This window comes from Streptomyces sp. NA02950 (genome assembly GCF_013364155.1).
In the GTDB taxonomy this organism is placed as follows: Bacteria; Actinomycetota; Actinomycetes; order Streptomycetales; family Streptomycetaceae; genus Streptomyces.
This window is the reverse complement of the sequence record NZ_CP054916.1, coordinates 6,513,209-6,531,302: the sequence shown is the minus strand read 5'-3', so window position 1 is coordinate 6,531,302 and position 18,094 is coordinate 6,513,209. Positions and strand designations below refer to the sequence as shown.

General features: G+C 70.3%; 17 protein-coding genes and 1 pseudogene. 9 read left to right on the top strand and 9 right to left on the bottom strand.

Annotated elements, in window-relative coordinates; all coding sequences use genetic code 11:
* Positions 1-113 precede the first annotated feature (113 nt).
* The 4 genes and pseudogenes from HUT19_RS28685 to HUT19_RS28670 all read left to right on the top strand — a co-directional run bounded on the left by HUT19_RS28685 (position 114) and on the right by HUT19_RS28670 (position 4,609).
* The gene (locus tag HUT19_RS28685) at positions 114-785 is read left to right on the top strand and encodes an SCO2322 family protein (RefSeq protein WP_176187417.1); all 672 of its coding nucleotides are present in this window, start codon (positions 114-116) and stop codon (positions 783-785) included.
* A pseudogene (locus tag HUT19_RS28680) lies at positions 782-2,145 on the top strand (energy-coupling factor transporter transmembrane component T). Before HUT19_RS28685 ends, HUT19_RS28680 begins: the two are co-directional and overlap by 4 nt.
* Positions 2,142-3,773 (top strand): ABC transporter ATP-binding protein, encoded by a 1,632-nt coding sequence (locus HUT19_RS28675; RefSeq protein WP_176183216.1) that lies wholly within the window; start codon positions 2,142-2,144, stop codon positions 3,771-3,773. The pseudogene HUT19_RS28680 and the gene HUT19_RS28675 overlap by 4 nt, the downstream one beginning before the upstream one ends.
* The gene (locus HUT19_RS28670) at positions 3,770-4,609 is read left to right on the top strand and encodes an ECF transporter S component (protein ID WP_176183215.1); all 840 of its coding nucleotides are present in this window, start codon (positions 3,770-3,772) and stop codon (positions 4,607-4,609) included. The genes HUT19_RS28675 and HUT19_RS28670 overlap by 4 nt, the downstream gene beginning before the upstream one ends.
* 85 nt (positions 4,610-4,694) lie before the next feature.
* Here the strand turns inward: HUT19_RS28670 and HUT19_RS28665 are convergent, their stop codons facing one another.
* Complete coding sequence (locus tag HUT19_RS28665) at positions 4,695-5,864, bottom strand: steroid 3-ketoacyl-CoA thiolase (RefSeq protein ID WP_176183214.1); 1,170 nt, start codon at positions 5,862-5,864, stop codon at positions 4,695-4,697.
* A 274-nt stretch (positions 5,865-6,138) separates the two neighbouring features.
* Here HUT19_RS28665 and HUT19_RS28660 point away from each other — a divergent pair, with 274 nt between their 5' ends.
* The gene (locus HUT19_RS28660; RefSeq protein ID WP_176183213.1) at positions 6,139-7,395 is read left to right on the top strand and encodes a cytochrome P450; all 1,257 of its coding nucleotides are present in this window, start codon (positions 6,139-6,141) and stop codon (positions 7,393-7,395) included.
* Between the two features lie 39 nt (positions 7,396-7,434).
* Here HUT19_RS28660 and HUT19_RS28655 read toward each other — a convergent pair whose 3' ends face one another.
* From HUT19_RS28655 to HUT19_RS28645, 3 genes are all read right to left on the bottom strand, one after another.
* Positions 7,435-8,070: a superoxide dismutase family protein gene (locus HUT19_RS28655; RefSeq protein WP_176183212.1), complete on the bottom strand. Its 636-nt coding sequence runs from the start codon at positions 8,068-8,070 to the stop codon at positions 7,435-7,437.
* A 94-nt stretch (positions 8,071-8,164) separates the two neighbouring features.
* Positions 8,165-10,246, bottom strand: coding sequence for a bifunctional glycosyltransferase 87/phosphatase PAP2 family protein (locus HUT19_RS28650; RefSeq protein ID WP_176183211.1), 2,082 nt, complete (start codon positions 10,244-10,246; stop codon positions 8,165-8,167).
* Between the two features lie 395 nt (positions 10,247-10,641).
* Entirely contained in the window at positions 10,642-11,433 is a 792-nt protein-coding gene (locus tag HUT19_RS28645; RefSeq protein ID WP_176187415.1) for an AraC family transcriptional regulator, read from the bottom strand.
* Between the two features lie 155 nt (positions 11,434-11,588).
* On the opposite strand from HUT19_RS28645, the gene HUT19_RS28640 reads away from it, so the two are divergent.
* The 3 genes from HUT19_RS28640 to HUT19_RS28630 all read left to right on the top strand — a co-directional run bounded on the left by HUT19_RS28640 (position 11,589) and on the right by HUT19_RS28630 (position 14,053).
* Complete coding sequence (locus HUT19_RS28640; RefSeq protein WP_176183210.1) at positions 11,589-11,999, top strand: DUF2000 domain-containing protein; 411 nt, start codon at positions 11,589-11,591, stop codon at positions 11,997-11,999.
* Between the two features lie 16 nt (positions 12,000-12,015).
* The gene (locus HUT19_RS28635) at positions 12,016-12,342 is read left to right on the top strand and encodes an antibiotic biosynthesis monooxygenase (protein ID WP_176183209.1); all 327 of its coding nucleotides are present in this window, start codon (positions 12,016-12,018) and stop codon (positions 12,340-12,342) included.
* 514 nt (positions 12,343-12,856) lie between these two features.
* Positions 12,857-14,053 carry a helix-turn-helix transcriptional regulator gene (locus HUT19_RS28630; RefSeq protein WP_176183208.1) on the top strand — a complete coding sequence of 399 codons (1,197 nt, stop codon included), beginning with the start codon at positions 12,857-12,859 and terminating at the stop codon, positions 14,051-14,053.
* A gap of 193 nt (positions 14,054-14,246) precedes the next feature.
* Here the strand turns inward: HUT19_RS28630 and HUT19_RS28625 are convergent, their stop codons facing one another.
* Entirely contained in the window at positions 14,247-14,846 is a 600-nt protein-coding gene (locus tag HUT19_RS28625; protein WP_176183207.1) for a YdcF family protein, read from the bottom strand.
* Between the two features lie 84 nt (positions 14,847-14,930).
* Positions 14,931-15,563, bottom strand: a complete 633-nt coding sequence (locus HUT19_RS28620; RefSeq protein WP_176183206.1) for a TetR/AcrR family transcriptional regulator — start codon at positions 15,561-15,563, stop codon at positions 14,931-14,933.
* A 92-nt stretch (positions 15,564-15,655) separates the two neighbouring features.
* On the opposite strand from HUT19_RS28620, the gene HUT19_RS28615 reads away from it, so the two are divergent.
* Positions 15,656-16,393, top strand: coding sequence for an SDR family oxidoreductase (locus tag HUT19_RS28615; protein WP_176183205.1), 738 nt, complete (start codon positions 15,656-15,658; stop codon positions 16,391-16,393).
* Positions 16,394-16,643: 250 nt separating this feature from the next.
* On the opposite strand, the gene HUT19_RS28610 is transcribed toward HUT19_RS28615, so the two are convergent.
* The 3 genes from HUT19_RS28610 to HUT19_RS28600 form a co-directional block, all read right to left on the bottom strand.
* Entirely contained in the window at positions 16,644-17,099 is a 456-nt protein-coding gene (locus HUT19_RS28610) for a hypothetical protein (RefSeq protein WP_176183204.1), read from the bottom strand.
* A 119-nt stretch (positions 17,100-17,218) separates the two neighbouring features.
* A complete protein-coding gene (locus HUT19_RS28605) occupies positions 17,219-17,536 on the bottom strand; it encodes a hypothetical protein (RefSeq protein ID WP_176183203.1) in 318 nt (105 codons plus the stop codon).
* 16 nt (positions 17,537-17,552) lie between these two features.
* Positions 17,553-17,783 carry a hypothetical protein gene (locus tag HUT19_RS28600; protein ID WP_176183202.1) on the bottom strand — a complete coding sequence of 77 codons (231 nt, stop codon included), beginning with the start codon at positions 17,781-17,783 and terminating at the stop codon, positions 17,553-17,555.
* Positions 17,784-18,094 lie beyond the last annotated feature (311 nt).

Here is an 18,094-nt window from a genome sequence, read left to right as displayed (position 1 = left end):
CGGGGCCGTCAGCCGCGCGGGACGAGGCGGGCGCCCTCCCGTGCGCCGAGCGCGAAGTGGCCCGCCCCGCCGGGCGCGGGCCGTGGCGGACCGGAAAGGTACGGCGGGCGGGGGTGTCGCGCCTGGCCTCCGCCGTGGTGGCCGTCCTGGCCGGGCTGCTGGTGCCGGTGGTCGGGGCGGCTCCGGCGCAGGCCGGGTCGGGTTATCGCTACTGGTCGTTCTGGGAGCGCGAGGCCGACGCCACGAACTGGACGTACGCCACCCAGGGGCCCTCGGTGGCACGGCCCGGCGACGGCGACACGATCGGCTTCCGGTTCGCCGTCAGCGAGGACTCCCGGAACGCCGTCCAGCCGCGCGGCACCGCCGACTTCAACAGCATCTGCGCCGACACCCCGGCCAAGGACGGCAGCAAGCGGATCGCGGTGATCATCGACTTCGGCACGGCCGAGGACGCGCCCGGCGGTGACACCCCGCCCAAGAAGGCCCGTACCCACTGCGCCCGGATCGATGAGCGGGCCACCGCCGGGGAGGTGCTGGCCGCCGTCGCGAAGCCGCTGCGCTACAACTCCGCCGCGCTGCTGTGCGCCATCGCCGGATACCCGTCCTCGGGCTGCGGCGAGAAGACCGGCTCAAGCGGTGCGGGCGCCAAGGCCGGGGCCGACAAGGGCGGCACGAGCGGGGACGGTGGCGACGGCGGTCCGTCGGCCGGACTGATCGGTGGGATCGCGGCCGTCGTCGTCCTCGGGGCCGCGGGCGTCCGGCAGGCGCGACGCCGCCGCACATGAGCACCACGCCCCCGCGCACCACCCGCGGTCCGGGCGCCGGTTCCGGCCGGGCCCGGGACCGCGACCCCGGGCTTGCCGCCCGCCTGACCGCCCGCCTGCGCCCGCCCGCCGCCACCCGCGGCGGCGCGCTGCACGCGGGCGCCTGGTGGCTGTGGGCCCTGGGGCTGGCCACGGCCGCGTCCCGCACCACCAATCCGCTGCTGCTCGGACTGGTGATCGCGGTCGCGGGCCATGTGGTCGCGGCGCGCCGCACCGACGCGCCCTGGGCCCGCTCGTACACCGCCTTCCTGAAGCTGGGGCTGGTGGTGCTGACGATCCGGTTGTTCTTCGCGGTGTTCCTGGGCTCGCCGATCCCCGGCACCCGGGTGGTGTTCACCCTTCCCGAAGTCCCGCTCCCCGACTGGGCGCGGGGGGTGCGGATCGGAGGCCGGGTCACCGCCGAGGGGCTGGTGTTCGCTGCGACGGACTCAAGCTGGCCACCCTCCTGATCTGTGTCGGCGCGGCCAACGCGCTGGCCAGTCCGGCCCGGCTGCTCAAGTCCCTGCCCGGTGCGCTGTACGAGGCCGGGGTGGCGATCGTGGTGGCGATGACCTTCGCGCCCCGGCTGGTGTCCGACGTCCAGCGGCTGCGCGCCGCCCGCCGGCTGCGCGGCCGCCCCGACCGCGGGATCCGCGCCCTGCTCCAGGTCGGACTTCCGGTGCTGGAGGGCGCGCTGGAGCGGTCGGTGGCGCTGGCGGCGGCCATGGACGCGCGCGGCTACGGCCGTACCGCGCGGGTGCCACCGGCCGTACGGCGCGTCACCACGGCCCTGACGCTGGGCGGGCTGCTCGGTGTGTGCTGCGGAACGTACGGACTGCTGGCGGCCGAAGGCGCGGGCTACGGGCTGCCGTTGCTGCTCGCGGGGCTCGCCGCCGCGCTCGGCGGACTGTGGCTGGGCGGCCGCCGCTCGGTGCGCACCCGCTACCGGCCGGACCGGTGGGGGGTACGGGCGTGGCTGGTGTCGGGCTCGGGCGCGGCGGCCGCGGCGGCGATGATCTGGGCCGCGTCTTACGCGCCGCGGGCGCTGCAACCGCCCGCCGTCCCGCTCACCGCGCCGACCCTGCCGCTGTGGCCCGCGGCCGGGGTACTGCTCGGGCTGCTCCCGGCGTTCGTGGCCCCCGCGCCCCCGGGACGGACGCCGGAGCCGACGGCGGAACCGGGACCAGAATCCGGACCGGGGCCGGGGCCGGAACCGGGACCGGCCGTGCCCGGCCCGCGCCCCGACCGGCCCGCCGCCGACCGCCCGGCCGCGGAGCGGCGGCCCCACGACGCCCGGCCGGACGGCCGACCCGACGCAGATTCCGAGGAGGTCACACCGTGATCCGCTTCGAGCAGGTGTCCGTCACCTACGAGGGCGCGGCCCGGCCCGCGCTGCGCGAGGTGGACCTGACCGTTCCCGAGGGCGAGCTGTGTCTGCTGGTCGGCCCGTCCGGGTCGGGCAAGTCCACCCTGCTGGGCGCCGTCTCCGGACTGGTGCCGCACTTCACCGGCGGCACCCTGCGCGGACGGGTCACGGTCGCGGGCCGTGACACCCGCACCCACAAGCCGCGTGAACTGGCCGATGTGGTGGGCACCGTGGGGCAGGATCCGCTGGCCCACTTCGTCACCGACACCGTCGAGGACGAACTCGCCTACGGCATGGAGTCGCTGGGCGTCCCGCCGGACACCATGCGCCGCCGGGTCGAGGAGACGCTCGACCTGCTCGGCCTGGCCGAGCTGCGCGACCGCCCCATCGCGGATCTCTCCGGCGGTCAGCGGCAGCGCGTCGCCATCGGTTCGGTGCTCACCACCCACCCCCGGGTGCTGGTCCTGGACGAGCCCACCTCCGCGCTGGACCCGGCCGCGGCCGAGGAGGTGCTGGCCGTACTGCAACGGCTGGTGCACGACCTCGGCACCACCGTGCTGATGGCCGAACACCGTCTGGAGCGGGTGGTGCAGTACGCGGACCAGGTGATCCTGCTGCCCTCCCCCGGCGCCGCCCCACTGGTCGGCGCACCGGCCGAGATCATGCCGGTCTCGCCCGTCCAGCCGCCGGTGGTGGCCCTCGGCGGCCTCGCCGGATGGTCGCCGGTCCCGCTGTCGGTGCGCGACGCGCGCCGCAGGGCCGGGCCGCTGCGGGAACGCCTCGCGGATGCCGCCCCGCACGCGGTGGCCGAACCCGCGCCGGGCGCGCCGGTGGCCGAGGTGTCCCGGCTGGCCGTACGCCACGGCCGGGTCGAGGCGCTGCGCGGGGTCGGTCTGTCGGTGCGGCCCGGTGAGACGGTGGCGCTGATGGGGCGCAACGGCGCGGGCAAGTCCACACTGCTGGCGAGCCTGGTCGGTATGCACCGGCCCGCCGCCGGATCGGTGCGCGTGGGCGGCGCCGCGGGCGACGGCGGGGTGGATCCGCACCGCACCCGGCCCGCCGAACTCCTGCGCCACGTCGGCCTCGTACCGCAGGAGCCGCGCGATCTGCTCTGCGCGGACACGGTCGCCGCCGAGTGCGCCGCGGCCGACCGGGACGCGGACGCGGCCCCGGGCACCTGCCGGGCGCTGGTCGCGCGGCTGCTGCCGGACGTGGCGGACACCACCCACCCCCGCGATCTGTCGGAGGGCCAGCGGCTGGCCCTCGCCCTGTCGGTCGTCCTGACCGCCCGCCCCCCGCTGCTCCTGCTCGACGAGCCGACCCGCGGACTGGACTACGCGGCGAAGGCGCGGCTGGTGGAGGTGGTGCGGGAGCTGGCGGCGGACGGCCATGCCACCATGCTGGCCACGCATGATGTGGAGCTGGCGGCCGAACTCGCGCACCGGGTGGTCGTCCTGGCCGAGGGGGAGGTGGTGGCGGACGGGCCGATGGCGGAGGTCGTGGTCTCCTCGCCCGCCTTCGCCCCGCAGGTGGCGAAGATCCTGGCACCGCTGCCGTGGCTGACCGTACCGCAGGTGCGCCAGGCGCTGGAGGCGGCGCCATGAGCGCACCGGACGCCGTTGACACACCGGGGCGGCGGGTGCGGCCGGTGCGGCTGGGGCCGCGGTCGGTGGCCGCGCTGGCGCTGGTGTCCGCGGTCGGGACGGTGGCCTTCGGCTGGCCGCTGTTCGCACCGGGCGACTCCGGTGTCACCACCCACGCCGCCGACGCGCCCTGGCTGTTCGCCGCCCTGCTGCCGCTGCTGCTGGCCGTGGTCGTGGCCACCATCGCCGACACCGGTCTGGACGCGAAGGCCATCGCGATGATCGGGGTGCTGGCGGCCGCCGGTGCGGCCCTGCGTCCGCTGGGCGCGGGGACGGCCGGGATCGAGCCGATGTTCTTCCTGATGGTGCTGTCGGGGCGGGTGCTGGGGCCCGGTTTCGGGTTTGTGCTGGGCGCCGTGTCGATGTTCGCTTCCGCGCTGCTCACCGGCGGAGTGGGACCGTGGATGCCGTTCCAGATGCTGGCGATGGGGTGGGTGTCGATGGGTGCCGGGCTGCTGCCCGGCCCCTCCCGGCTGCGCGGCCGCGGTGAGTTGCTGCTGCTGGCGGCGTACGGGGCGGTGGCGTCCGTGTGCTACGGCACCGTGATGAACCTCCAGGGCTGGACGCTGATGCAGGGCATGGCCTCGGGGATCAGCTATGTGCCGGGGGATCCGGTCGGCGAGAACCTGGCCCGGTTCGTGGCGTACTGCCTGGCCACCTCGCTCGGCTGGGATCTGCCGCGCGCCGTGGTGACGGTGGTGCTGACCCTGGTGCTCGGCGGCACCGTCCTCAAGGCGCTGCGCCGGGCCACCCGCCGGGCGGCCTTCGACGCGACGGCCGTGTTCGAGGAGCGCTGAGGCGAGCGCTGACCGCACACGGGACGGGCGGGCCCGGTCGTACGCACCGGGCCCGCCCACCGGCCGGCAGTGCGCGCTCCCGGTGTCACAGCCGCTGGATGATGGTCCCCGTCGCGAGGCCGCCGCCCGCGCACATCGTGATCAGCGCGAACTCCCGGTCGGCGCGCTCCAGTTCATGTAGGGCGGTGGTGATCAGCCGGGCGCCGGTGGCACCGACCGGATGACCCAGCGCGATCGCGCCACCGTTCACATTCACCTTCTCCAGGTCCTGTTCGAAGACCTGCGCCCAGGACAGCACCACGGAGGCGAACGCCTCGTTGATCTCCACCACGTCGATGTCCTTGAGCGACATCCCGGCCTTGCCCAGCACCGCCCGCGTGGCGTCGATCGGGCCGTCGAGGTGGAAGTGCGGATTCGCGCCGACCAGCGCCTGGGCCACGATCCGGGCGCGCGCCTTCAGCTTGAGGGCGCGCGCCATCCGCTTGGAGGCCCACATCACCGCACACGCGCCGTCGGAGATCTGCGAGGAGTTGCCCGCGGTGTGCACGGCGGTCGGCATGATGGGCTTCAGCCGGGACAGCGCCTCCGTGCTGGTGTCGCGCGGCCCCTCGTCCCGGTCGACCAGCCGCCACATCCCCTGTCCGGCCGCCTGCTCCTCCTCGGTCGTGGGCACCTGCACGGCGAACGTCTCGTGTTTGAAACGCTCCTCGGCCCACGCCCGCCCGGCCCGCTCCTGCGAGAGCAGCCCGAGGGCGTCCACCTTCTCCCGGGTCAGCCCGCGGTTGCGGGCGATCCGCTCGGCCGCCTCGAACTGGTTGGGCAGATCGACGTTCCACTCGTCCGGGAACGGTTTGCCCGGACCGTGCTTGGAGCCACTGCCCAGCGGCACCCGCGACATGGCCTCGACCCCGCAGCCGATCCCGATGTCGATGACCCCGGTGGCGACCATGTTGGCCACCATGTGATTCGCCTGCTGCGAGGAGCCGCACTGACAGTCCACCGTGGTCGCCGCGGTCTCGTACGGCAGGCCCATCGCCAGCCAGGCGGTGCGCGCGGGGTTCATCGACTGCTCACCCGCGTGGGTCACCGTGCCGCCGACGATCTGCTCGACGCAGTCGGGCTGGATACCGGTGCGGGCGAGGAGTTCGCGGTAGGTCTCGCCGAGCAGATAGGCGGGATGCAGATTGGCCAGCGCGCCACCGCGCTTGCCGATGGGGGTGCGTACGGCTTCGACGATGACGGGTTCCGCGGCCATGTCTCGTCCTCTCCTCGTCCTCGCCTCCGCGGGGCTCCCGGCAGCACCCGCGCCCGTAGCGTACGTACTACCTATGCAACTAGTACGTGTTCTAGTTCCGCCCTCAGTCTGCTGACGCCCGCCCCGGCGGCGCAAGGGTTGTGCAGAGCCCGAGTCGGGCCGTTCACGACAACAATGGCCGCCATATCTCTTGCCACTTGTAGAACCGGTTACTACGTTGCGGACACTTCTGATGGGCCGTCAGATCTACGGGATCTGGAATCTGGAGTGGCCGATGTCGTGTCCAGCGCTCCCCGAGGGCTTCGATCTCACCGACCCCGACCTCCACCAGCACCGGGTGCCCCTCCCGGAGCTCGCCCTGCTGCGCCGGACCGCCCCGGTGTGGTGGAACGCGCAGCCGCACGGCGTCGCCGGGTTCCAGGACGACGGGTACTGGGCCGTCACCCGCCACGCGGATGTGAAGGAGGTGTCCACCCGGCCCGAGATCTTCTCCTCGCACCGCAACACCGCCATCATCCGCTTCAACGAGCACATCCAGCGCGAGCAGATCGACGTCCAGAAGCTGATCATGCTCAATATGGATCCGCCCGAGCACACCCGGGTCCGCCAGATCGTCCAGCGCGGTTTCACCCCGCGGGCCATCCGCGCGCTGGAGGGCGCCCTGCGCGACCGCGCCGTGCGCATCGTGACGGAGGCGAAGGCGAACGGCACCGGGGACTTCGTCACCGACATCGCCTGCGAACTGCCGCTCCAGGCCATCGCCGAGCTGATCGGCGTCCCCCAGCGGGACCGCTCCAAGATTTTCGACTGGTCCAACAAGATGGTGGCGTACGACGATCCGGAGCTCGCCATCACCGAGGAGATCGGCGCCGAGTCGGCCATGGAGCTGATCTCCTACGCGATGAACCTGGCCGTCGACCGCAAGGCCCGCCCCGCCCAGGACATCGTCAGCCGGCTGGTGGCCGCCGAGGACGAAGGCAATCTCCAGTCCGACGAGTTCGGCTTCTTCGTGCTGCTGCTCGCGGTGGCCGGAAACGAGACGACGCGCAACGCCATCAGCCACGGGATGCACGCCTTCCTCACCCACCCCGACCAGTGGGAACTGTTCAAGCGCGAACGCCCGGCCACCGCCGCGGACGAGATCGTCCGCTGGGCCACCCCCGTGATGTCCTTCCAGCGCACCGCCACCCGGGACACCGAACTCGGCGGTGCGCGGATCCGCGCGGGACAGCGGGTCGGGGTGTTCTACTCCTCCGCCAACAACGACCCGGAGGTCTTCGACCGCCCCGAGGTCTTCGACATCACCCGCGACCCCAACCCCCATCTCGGCTTCGGCGGCGGCGGACCGCACTTCTGCCTCGGCAGGAGCCTCGCGGAGCTGGAGATCCGGCTGATCTTCAACGCGATCGCGGACGCCGTCCCGGACATCCGGCTCACCGGCGATCCACGGCGGCTGCGCTCGGCATGGCTCAACGGGATCAAGGAGCTGCGGGTGGCCTACGCGCAGCGGCCGGACCAGCGGGTGGGCTAGGCGTCACAGCGGGCACAGCGGGCATAGCGGGTACAGCGGTCACTTGAACGGGACGTTCACACAGGCCACCCGGTCCCCGGCCATCCCCGCCTTCCCCTGCCGGGTACTGGTGGCATGCTCGTGGATCACCACCGAACGCGCCTCACCGGCCCGGAAGTGCCACTTCACCCACGACTTGGACCAGCCCTTGCCGACCGAGTTGGTGGTGAGGTCGAGCCACACCTCGTTGTGCGGGTTGGCGAACTGGGGATTGGTCGAGGGCTGCTTCGGGTCCTGCTTGTTCTGGTAGTGCGGCCCCGACGAGTCGGGCTTGGTGCCATACGGCTTCGTATGGACATGGATCCCGAAGTGATGGTCGGGCGCGAGGCCGCGCAGGCTGATGAACACGAACGTTCCGTGGTGCATCATGCGGTAACCGTGCTCGTGGCCGTGCGCACCCTCGTGGTTCTTCATGCCCTTGCCGCCCACCCGCGCCTCCGCGATGAACACGCTCGCGGTCGTCGGCACCAGCTGCTTGTCGTAGGTCACCGCACCGGCGTTCTGCGCCTGTGCCGCAGGCTGGAACGTGTCGTGGACGAAGACGAAGGGGTGTGGCGACGCGGCGACCGCGGGTGTCGCGAGGGCCATGGAGGCACCTATGGCGACCGCCGCGGTTGCTGCCTTCACCAGCAACATCCTTGATCCCTCCTCGGTCGGGGTCCCGATCCCCGTCTCGATTCCCGGATCCCCCGTGCAACGCGCTTTCGCTCCTTTCCGCCCTCTTTCAACGCTAGACCCGCTGGTCATGCCGCTCAACGCGAGGACTACCCCCCTTTGGGGGCCCGTCCGCGGCGGACTGGGGCTCCTCGACGGGCTCGGCATCGTCGTGCCGTCCGCCGCGCTGCCGCACCAGCCCCGGTACCAGTCCACGGGCCCGGGCGACCGCGGCGCCCATCGTCGCCGACAGCGGTGGCGCCTCCTCGTGCGGGCACGTGCCCACGCCGAGCAGCAGGTACTGGAGGCCGAACCCGGCCGACACGATGACCGCGCCGCCGATCGCGTCCAGAAGGTAGTGGTTCGCGGTGCCCACGATCACGGCCGTCGTGAGCAGCGGGTACAGCGCGCCGAGCACCTTCGCCCAGACGTACGGCGCCACGATCGCGATCACCACCCCGCACCACAGCGACCACCCCACGTGCAGCGAGGGCATGGCGGCGTACTGGTTGGACAGCTTGGTCAGCGCGCCGAAGTCCGGGTTCCGGAGATCCTGCGGACCGTGCGCGGTGTCCACGTACCCCAGGCCCATCAGCCGCGGCGGGGCGAGCGGGTAGAGCCAGAAGCCGACCAGCGCGAGCAGGGTGGCGAACGCCAGTGGGGTACGGGCCCAGCGGTAGGTGGCCGGGCGGCGCAGATACAGCCAGCCCAGCAGCGACAGCGGGATCAGGAAGTGGAAGGTGCTGTAGTACCAGTTCATGCTGTGCGCCAGCCACGACGTATCCGCCACGATCCCGTTGAACCAGTGCTCGATGTCGATGTGCAGCCAGCCCTCGAGCGTGAGGACTTGGTCCCCGTGGCCCTCGGCGACACCGCGTTCGTCGGGCGCGTGGCCGCGGATCCACGAGTACGCGAAGTAGCCGACGCGGATCAGCATCAGTTCGAGCATCAGATTGGGGCGGGACAGCGGCCGCCGCAGGAAGCGGAGTAACGGCACCCAGGAGAAGCGGCTCTTCGCGGGCTCCACCACCGGAGTCGGGACCGGGCTGTCCCACACCGGCGAGGCCCGGGAGAGGAACGGCACCACACAGGCGGCGGCGAGCGCGGCCAGCAGCGGTGCGTTGTAGCCGATATGGCCGAGAACCTCGATGTCGGGCAGCAGCGCCGTACGGTTGAGCGACATCACCAGCACCACCAGCATCGGCCACACCAGCCGGTCCGAGGCGCGTTTGCCGACCCGGCCGACCACGGCCAGCAGGATCCACAACTGCTGGTACTGCCAGGAGGTGGGCGAGACCGCCAGCGCCACACAGCCGGTGATCGCGGCGGCCAGCAGCAGCTGACCGTCCTGGGCGTAGCGCACCGCGCGGCGCAGACCGACCACCACGACCGTCACCGCCAGCAGCGCGAGCAGCCCCAGTTCGGCCGGGCCCGCGAGGCCGATGCGCAGCAGCAGCCCGTGCAGGGACTGGTTGGCCAGGCTGTCGGCGGGTGCGCCGAGTCCGGCGCCGCCGATGTGGTGCGCCCAGTACGTCCAGGAGTCTTGCGGCATCGCGGCCCAGGCCAGCGCGGTGCAGGCGGCGAACGTCGCACCCGCGAGCGCGGCCGCGCGGCGCCGTCCGACGAGCCACATCACGACCGCGAACAGCAGCAGCGCGGGCTGGAGCGCCGCGGCCACCCCGATGAGCACACCCGCCTGCCGTCCGGAGGTCCTGGGCATCACGGTGAGGACGACCAGCAGCACCGGGATGACGCTGGTCTGGCCGAGGGTGAAGGTGCTGCGCACCGGGAGCGAGAGCACCAGCAGGCAGATGCCCAGGGGCGCGGCCAGCAGCGAGGTGCGCCGGGAGACCGGGCCGGGCAGGGCGCGGGCGGCGACGAGGCCGAGGACCACGACGAGCAGCAGGGTGCCGAACGTCCAGGCGACCCCGAGGCTCTGCTCGGCGGCGCGGGTCAGCGGTTTGAGCACCAGCCCGGAGAAGGGGGTGCCGGTGAACGCGTCCCCGTCGTAGAGCGATCCGCGCACATGCAGGACGCCGTGCTCGCCGATCCATGTCTCGAGGTCGGTCAGCCGCTCGTCCGGTGGCAGCCGCAGCACCGCCGCGGCCTGACGGGCCGCCAGTACACCGGCCAGCAGCCACAGGGCTCCCAGCACCATTCTGGTCCGTGACGCCCCTGCCCCGACGGCGCCGGATCCCGACCCCGAGCCCGGGGTTGTCCCCAGTCCGCTCCGCTCCGCGTTCGCCACGCCCTGCCGTCCCCCACTCGCCCTCTGTATTCATCCGGATGTGATGAGACCCTACTGAGCCCACTTCTCAGACGCGGAACACTCCCCCTTCACCTGACTGTCGTTTCCGATTGTCCGGAAGATGTCAGGGTTTGGCGGGAGTGCATCCACTCGGATGCGAGTCCTTACGGTCCGGACCAATTTCATCAGGGGTGCGGGGTGCGTCGCGAATCGGGCCCGGAGCGGATGCCCGCAGCGGTACTGAGGGCAGGTCAACCGGTGTGCGCGGCGGCCCCGGTGGCCGACTGAGGCCCGCTGAGGCTCGATCAGGAGGCCGGACCCGCCGCCCGCTGGAACGCCCCCGGGGTCACCCCGAAGCAGCGGACGAACCAGCGGTGGAAGTGACTCTGGTCGGCGAACCCCGCCTCGGCCGCGGCCTGCGCCGCGCTGCGCCCGGCCACCAGCAGTCCGCGGGCGCGGCGCAGCCGGAGTTGACGCTGAAAGTCGCTGGGGGCCATGCCGTACTCGGCACGGAAGGCCCGGTAGAGCGCGTACCGGCTGCATCCGGCCGCCTCCGCGAGCCGGGTCGCCGGAATCTCCAGCAGGTACTCCTCCTCCAGCACCGCCCGGGCGCGCCGGGCCGCCTGCGCCTGTGCGCCGCCGACCGGGAGCGTACGGGCGCGCACCGGCCGGGTGGCGGTGCGCCGCACCATCGCGCCGACGGCGGCGGTCAGCCGCTCGTCGCGCACCAGCGGGCCCGCGCCGCCGACGAGGGCGGTGTGCAGCCGCAGCAGGGCGTGGCCGAGCACCGGGTCGGACTGTACGGGGTCGTCGAAGAGCGGCAGCGCCACCTGGCCGGGGTCGATCTTCCTCATATCGGAAAGGACGTCTCTCACCACATCCGGACCAATATGCACAATCCGGTACTTATAGCCGAGCTCGGCGGCGGCCTCACCGTCATGCGGATCGTCGGGGTTGAAGACCATCGCCAGCCCCTCCCCACTGGTGCGCAGCGCGCCCCGGCAGCGGAAGCGCTGGGCGCCGATCTCGGTCACACCGAAGGAGTACGCGTCATGGCTGTGGGGATGGAAGCGGTGCCTGAAGAAGTGCGCGTGCATGGCTTCGACCGGCCGGTCGGGGTCGCGCCAGTAGCGGGCCCAGTCACCGGAGCCGTTGTTGCGCTCGTCAGCTGGGTTCACCACTCCATTGTGCAGCCGACCGCCCCGCACCAGCGTTCAAGACCACATTCCGGACCGTGGGGGAAGGTCTCCCCATGCGTGACGACACCAAGATCGCGGTCATCGTCCGGGACGACCTGGCCGACTGGCAGAAGCTCAACGTGACCGCCTTCCTCTCCAGCGGGCTCGCCCACGCCACGGACCAGATGGTCGGCACGGCGTACGAGGACGCCTCGGGCAACACCTACCTCCCGATGTTCCGCGAGCCCGTCCTCGTCTACGCCGCCGACTCCCCCGCCCTCACCCGCACCCACACCCGCGCCCTCTCCCGCGGGCTGGCCACGGCCCTTTACACCGAGGAACTGTTCACCACCAACAACGAGGACGACAACCGCGCGACGGTACGGGCGGTGGCGGCCGACGACCTCAACCTGGTGGGCCTCGCGGTGTACGGACCGCGCAACGCGGTGGACAAGGTGGCCAAGGGGCTGAAGCTGCACGGCTGAGTGGCAGGATGGCCCCATGAGCGTAGTCAAGATCAACGTGCTGACCGTCCCCGAGGAGCAGCGCGAGGTGCTGGAGAAGCGCTTCGCCTCGCGCGCGGGGTCCGTGGAGAACTCCGACGGCTTCGAATGGTTCGAGCTGCTGCGCCCGGTCGAGGGGACCGACCAGTACCTCGTCTACACCCGCTGGCGCAGCGAGGAGGACTTCCAGGCGTGGATGGAGGGCCCGATGAAGGCGGCCCACCAGCGCGGCGGCGAGGACGCCCCGCAGCAGAAGCCCGCGGCCTCCGGCTCGACGCTGTGGTCGTTCGAGGTCGTCCAGCAGGCGTCCCCCAAGCAGGACTGAAACGGGCCCCGTACGCGTCGCTAGCCCCCTGACGCCGACCAGAGGGCTAGCGGTTTCGTGTTGTACCCGTCAGAACGACTGGCGGATGGTCCCGTGTGCCGATACACATCGGGGACACTGGCACGGCGGCCAGACCGATGTGTCAACTGGTTTCAGGGGATCGGTGGACCTGACCACGCGCGTTGGCCCGCAGGTCTTCCCGCTGTCCCGCGAAACACGCAACGTCATCATCGAGCGGCCCTTCACCGGGCTGCCTCTTGATCCCCGTTACGCCGTGCTTCGGCTTGCTGTCGTAACAGCGCCCCGCACACATCGCAGTCGTCGTTGGCGTGTTCGCGGGTGGGGTGGCTGGGCTAGTGTCCGACACGTTGTCGCTCCCGTTAGCGATGGCCATGCCCCCGGGCCGGTCGCACGGTCGCGGGGGTCCTTACGTACGTCAAGACAACCGCGCCGGTGGAGTCCCGGTTGGTGACTGACTGGTGACTGCGTGGTGACAGCCCGTACCCTGGTCGCCATGAACAGCGGGGAGTTCAGCCAAAGAGTCCGCGACCTGCTTCACGATCGGGGCATGAGCGTCCGGGCGGTTGCCCGTCACCTGAACTACGACCATGCCTATCTGTCCCGCGTGCTCTCCGGGAAACAGCAGCCGTCGGTGCAACTCATCACGGGGCTGGACAAGCTGCTTAAGGCAGACGGGGAACTCACCGAAATCGCGGTACGAGTAGCACCGCCAACGGTTTCGCCGGAAGCTGCTGAATCACCGGCCATCACTGATCGGATACTCAGACTCAGCGAGGCACGCGGAGCCGACTTCGCACAGGCCATCCGGGAGACTTCCCATCGCCTGGTCGTCCTGGACAACGAACTCAGCGGAGTATCCATCGCAGAGCCCGCAGGCCGTGCGTTCAAGGTCGTGCATCGGCGGCTCGGAGTCGGAGACTACGATCCCCGTTACGAGCGCGACATTCAGTCGGCCGCTGCGGAACTCGCCGAAGTCGCCGGTTGGGCTCTTTTTGACGCGGAAATACACGGCGCCGCCCGGCGCTTCAACTATGAGGCACTGTTCCTCGCGAATCTCTCGGGGGACCGCTCCATCGCACTGCTGACGCTACAGAACATGGCGATGCTCAGTGAATGGCGTGGACGGAACCAAGAGGCGCTGGCCATCGCCCGCTCGGTGCTCAACCGTAGACGGCTGTCCCCGCGCGTGGAGGCGATGTTCCGCATCCGTGAAGCGAAGGGACTGGTCGGCACGGGACGTACGTCGGATGCCATCGAGTCGCTTCAACGCGCCCGATCGCTCATCGAGGACGGTGACGATGTCGGTGCACCGGACTGGTCATGGTGGGTGACCCACAGGGAAATCGACGGCCACTGGGGTCACGCACTTCAGATCGCCGGTGACGTACAGAATGCCATCGAGCGGCTACTGCAATCCGCACAACCAGGGCGTGGCGTCGCGACCGGCTACGCAGGTATGTCATCCGCACGACTCGCGCAATGCCTACTGGACGTCAATGCCTGGCGCGACGCGGAAGACGTCGTCAGGTCCCTGGTCACCGCCGCACCCGGAATCTCCTCGGGACGGACCCTCCGCCTGATCGGTCACGTCGCCAAGCAGCGCGAAAGGCTAGAGGGTGCACCGCCCAGCCTTACGGACACTCTTGAGCACCTGGGGGAAAAGCTCGACGAGGATCCGTTCACCCTCTGACAGGGTGTGTTGCCGAGATGCCCGAGTCGCGCACTGCGGGCACCGCCGCCGGCCGTAGAGACTTTTGGGCGGGAGCTGCCACGGGGTGAGAGAACAGGGGCCTTACGCTGGTCCGGCGAATCGGGCGGATCTGTGATCCTGCCCGCGTTTGCGACCGACCGCCGTCTCCGTGACGCCACGCGACAGCGGCTGTTTACAGCGAGACCTTCCGTTCGTCGGCCTTGAGACCGCGGAGTGTCCACAGTCCGTACAGAGCCAGCAGCGGTTTGACGACCACCCACTCGCCAGGGCGGTAGTCATCCGCGCGCACCAGCCTCTCTGCAAGATCGGGGCGCTGCCGCCGCAAGTACGCACGGGCCTTGAGCGCATGAGCTGGCTGGGAGGCGATCTTGATGCGGTTCACGTCCTCAAGTAATGGGATCACGTTCGTGATGTTCTCCCACGTCGTCGCGCTTTGGTCTTCGAGGAGCACCGTGCCGTCGAACTGGAGCACCGACGTCGCGTAGTCAGCCATCAGCTGGGCTTCCGCAGCGCCGCCGCCGGCCGCACCGCCGCTGAAGATCACGCGGGTCCCATGCGCACCGTCGGCGGCGATGGAGCGAATTCCAGCACGGGTTCGCCATCGGTTGATCAAGTTCGCCGTCGCCTGGGGATTCCGGTACCCCAACACCACCACGGCCTCGGAAGCGCCCCCGCTGTTCCCCACGAGAACTCGAGACCAGCGCCAGTTCAACCACTCACCCCAGGCCAGGGCTGCAACCCCAGCTATTGCCAGTCCTGTCCTTCGCCGCATGGGGTGACTCTAGGTGTTGCGGGGCAGGACGTTGGTGACGATCGTCAGGACTGGGCGGGGATCCGTCGGCAGCGGCACCGTGGTTCAGCGTTGGTCGAGTCGGACGACTCCGTCCAGCAGCGACAGCAGGAGGTCGTCGAGCCGGTCGTGGTCGAGTTGGAGCCGGGTGGCGATGTCGTCGCACGTGGTGAAGCTGATGGCGGCCGCGACAGTTACGCCGGCGCCGTGGGTGTCGAACGGGCTGCGCACTCGGTCGGCTTCGGCGAGCCGGGTGACGAACAGAGCGACCTGGTCGAAGCGCCACTTCTCTCGGCTGCTGATGACGCGGTGGGCTTCCGGATCGACCGCGGAGAGGCTGATCAGGCGCCGGAGCAGGTCCGGGTCGGTGCTCCAGAAGCGGCATGTCTCGGAGACCATCGCCCGGAAGGCGGCGACCGGGTCGTCGAGGGCGGCTGCCGCGTGCATACCCGCCACCAGTCCGGCGCGCTGGGCGAGATCTTCGGCGACCGCGTCGAGCAGACCGAGTTTGGAGCCGAACTGCCGGTAGATGGTCACACGGGTGACGTCGGCGTCCGTGGCGACGTGTTCGAGGCTGAGGTTGCGGTACCCGGAGGCGATCAGATGCTGCCGGGCGGCCGTGAGGATGTTGGCCCTTGTGCGTTGGACTCCGCGGGCGCGCAGCCCTTCGTATCCCGGCTTCGACTCGTTCTGCTCCACGCCGTCAATGATACAGCTTGTATCTCGTGATACGGCTTGTATCATGAACTGCATCGACCGCTTCGGCTCCGGATGACGAGGGGTGCCCGACATTGACCGATCACCCAGTGGCACTGGTGACGGGGGCGAACAAGGGACTGGGAAAGGAGACCGCTCGACAGCTCGCCGCGCGCGGGATCACCGTTGCACTCGGATGTCGCGACATCGAACACGGCAAGGCTGCCGCCCACGAGTTGGCCACAGCGGGCGTCGCGCCGGTCCCGGTCCGGCTCGATGTCACGGACGCGGACAGTGTCCAGGACGTTGCCGACTGGCTGGAAGCCGAGTTCGGGCGGCTGGATGTGCTGGTCAACAACGCGGGAACGGTCGTTGACCAACCCGCCGAACACACCACCGCCGCCGTGATGCGGCAGACCTACGAGGTCAATGTCTTCGGTGCGGTCACGATGATCCGGACCATGCTGCCCCTGCTCGGCACATCGCGGGCACCGCGCATCGTGAACGTCTCCAGCACCACCGCGTCGATGGCGATGACCAGCGGTGGCACCGACTTCGGCGGCGACGCGGACATGCGACTGGCCTACTCCTCGTCGAAGGCGGCGCTGAACATGCTCACCGTCCAGTACGCCAAGGCATTCAGCAAGAACGGCACACTGTCGCACCTCAAGATCAATTCGGCCACGCCGGGCTACACCGCCACCGATATGACCAGGCACCGCGGCACCCGCACGGTCACCGAAGGAGCCCGCATCATCGTCGACCTCGCCACCCTGCCCGAGGACGGCCCCACCGGCGGCTTCTTCAACGACAACGGAACGGTGCCGTGGTAGGGCCACAAAGGGGCCGCCCCCGGCTCCACGGCTCTCAGCGAGACCGCGGGGCACACCGCGGGACACACCGCGCGGTCAGCCGGAAGCGTGGCCGGGCCGGAGGCCGGGGTACGGGGTCAGACCCAACTGGGGCTGGCTGCCTGCTCCTTGACCGTCACATTCAGCCGGTTGAAGAAGTTGGCCGTGGCGATCGTGAGGAGGATCGCCGAGAGCCGCCTCGGTGACACGGCCGGCGCCCTCCGCGCTGAGGTCATGAACGCGCAACCGCGACGTCAACGGCCCGCCGCTCCACCTTCCCGATACGCGCGGGAGTCATCACGCGGATCAGCCGACCGCTGGTGGCCGTGTCCTTACCGACCACCAACATGTCGATCACCGGCTCTCCTCCTTGCTCGACGCCCCGCAGGCGGATCCCGGCACGGCCCGGCCTCGCATCGTCGACCGTGACGTCGTACACCAAGGTTGTCGAGTCATAGGCCATGACGAGGCGAGGACAGGACATCGCGGCATCTCTCAGACGCTCCGAGGGCCTCCTCGACGCACCGAGGTCGGGTCGCTTGATCACCAGGAGGTAGGCCCCCGTCTTGGCATGCCGGAACCCCAGCGAGCCGGCCCGGCCCCCGTACGATCGGTCCAGCGTCTCGAACAGATTCCGGCATGCCGCCGGATGTATGTCCCTGATCTCGGATTCCGCACCGTCGATCAACGGCTCCTGGCGCCAACCCGCCGCCGCCAATTCCTCGGCCAGCGACGGGCGCGGGGCATGCGGTCGGTCGGTTGAGCATCCGGACGCCCCACCGAGTGCCAACGAGAGAGCGAGAACGCTCAGCGGTCCTTTGTGTCCCACCGCACATGCTCCAGGTATTCAGCGCTCTCGGCACCGTCCCGCCGTGCCAGCTCGATCAGTTGCGCATATCGGAGTTCGCCCTCTCCGACGGTGATGACCTCCTGGACCGCATCTGCCATCGGCAGCATCTCCGGAGAAAGCGATACCGCCTCCGGTGCGTCCAGTTCCTCCGCGGCGCGGAGGAAGTGGACGATCACGGCGGCCAGCGCCACGTCCCTGGCCTCGAGTTGCACAGCGTCCCTGAGCCTGGCGACCTCTTGAGCCATCCCCAGGAGTTCGCGCGCGTCAGCCACCATAGGTCTCATTGCGGCCCTAGAGAGTCAGCGCCCGGATGGGCGAGTAGTAGGTGGGCAGCGTCCAGACATTGCCGTGCTGCCCGAAGTGCGTCCCCTTGGTGCGGTACTTCCAGGTACCGGGCCGCTTCAGGGTGTCGTCGTTCACGTGAATGACCGGACCCTTGTTGTGGCTGACAATCGCGTCACCGCGGTCTTTCCAGGAACGGTCGTAGATCTGGATGTGTGCCTGCGTGTTGGCCTCGTCCAACCTGTCGGAACACCTGACCCGCACGAAGCCCTTGACGGTCCGGCGATTCGATGCCCAAGGCGTACCGACACCCCTGTCCCACTTGCACGTTATGTGATGCTGAGGTGTCGCCTCGTCAGCCAGGGCGACCGGCACCGGCCCCATAGGGCCGACAGCGAAGGCGAGCGGTAAGAGCATTGCTGCGATCTTCAACGCCGCACGCATGAATGCAGTTCCTCATCTCAATATGCCGGAAACGGCCATCCTTGGCTGGATGACCTCCTTTCCCAACCATCCAGAACGCTATGACCACCCCATATGCACCGCAAGCG

What these genes read in the sequence shown, in the direction of transcription:
- HUT19_RS28670 (WP_176183215.1), top strand. Translation starts at nt 3,770, where the DNA reads ATGAGCGCACCGGACGCCGTTGACACACCGGGGCGGCGGGTGCGGCCG.
- HUT19_RS28665 (WP_176183214.1), bottom strand. Translation starts at nt 5,864, where the DNA reads ATGGCCGCGGAACCCGTCATCGTCGAAGCCGTACGCACCCCCATCGGC.
- HUT19_RS28660 (WP_176183213.1), top strand. Translation starts at nt 6,139, where the DNA reads ATGTCGTGTCCAGCGCTCCCCGAGGGCTTCGATCTCACCGACCCCGAC.
- HUT19_RS28655 (WP_176183212.1), bottom strand. Translation starts at nt 8,070, where the DNA reads ATGTTGCTGGTGAAGGCAGCAACCGCGGCGGTCGCCATAGGTGCCTCC.
- HUT19_RS28650 (WP_176183211.1), bottom strand. Translation starts at nt 10,246, where the DNA reads ATGGTGCTGGGAGCCCTGTGGCTGCTGGCCGGTGTACTGGCGGCCCGT.
- HUT19_RS28645 (WP_176187415.1), bottom strand. Translation starts at nt 11,433, where the DNA reads ATGCACGCGCACTTCTTCAGGCACCGCTTCCATCCCCACAGCCATGAC.
- HUT19_RS28640 (WP_176183210.1), top strand. Translation starts at nt 11,589, where the DNA reads ATGCGTGACGACACCAAGATCGCGGTCATCGTCCGGGACGACCTGGCC.
- HUT19_RS28635 (WP_176183209.1), top strand. Translation starts at nt 12,016, where the DNA reads ATGAGCGTAGTCAAGATCAACGTGCTGACCGTCCCCGAGGAGCAGCGC.
- HUT19_RS28630 (WP_176183208.1), top strand. Translation starts at nt 12,857, where the DNA reads ATGAACAGCGGGGAGTTCAGCCAAAGAGTCCGCGACCTGCTTCACGAT.
- HUT19_RS28625 (WP_176183207.1), bottom strand. Translation starts at nt 14,846, where the DNA reads ATGCGGCGAAGGACAGGACTGGCAATAGCTGGGGTTGCAGCCCTGGCC.
- HUT19_RS28605 (WP_176183203.1), bottom strand. Translation starts at nt 17,536, where the DNA reads ATGGTGGCTGACGCGCGCGAACTCCTGGGGATGGCTCAAGAGGTCGCC.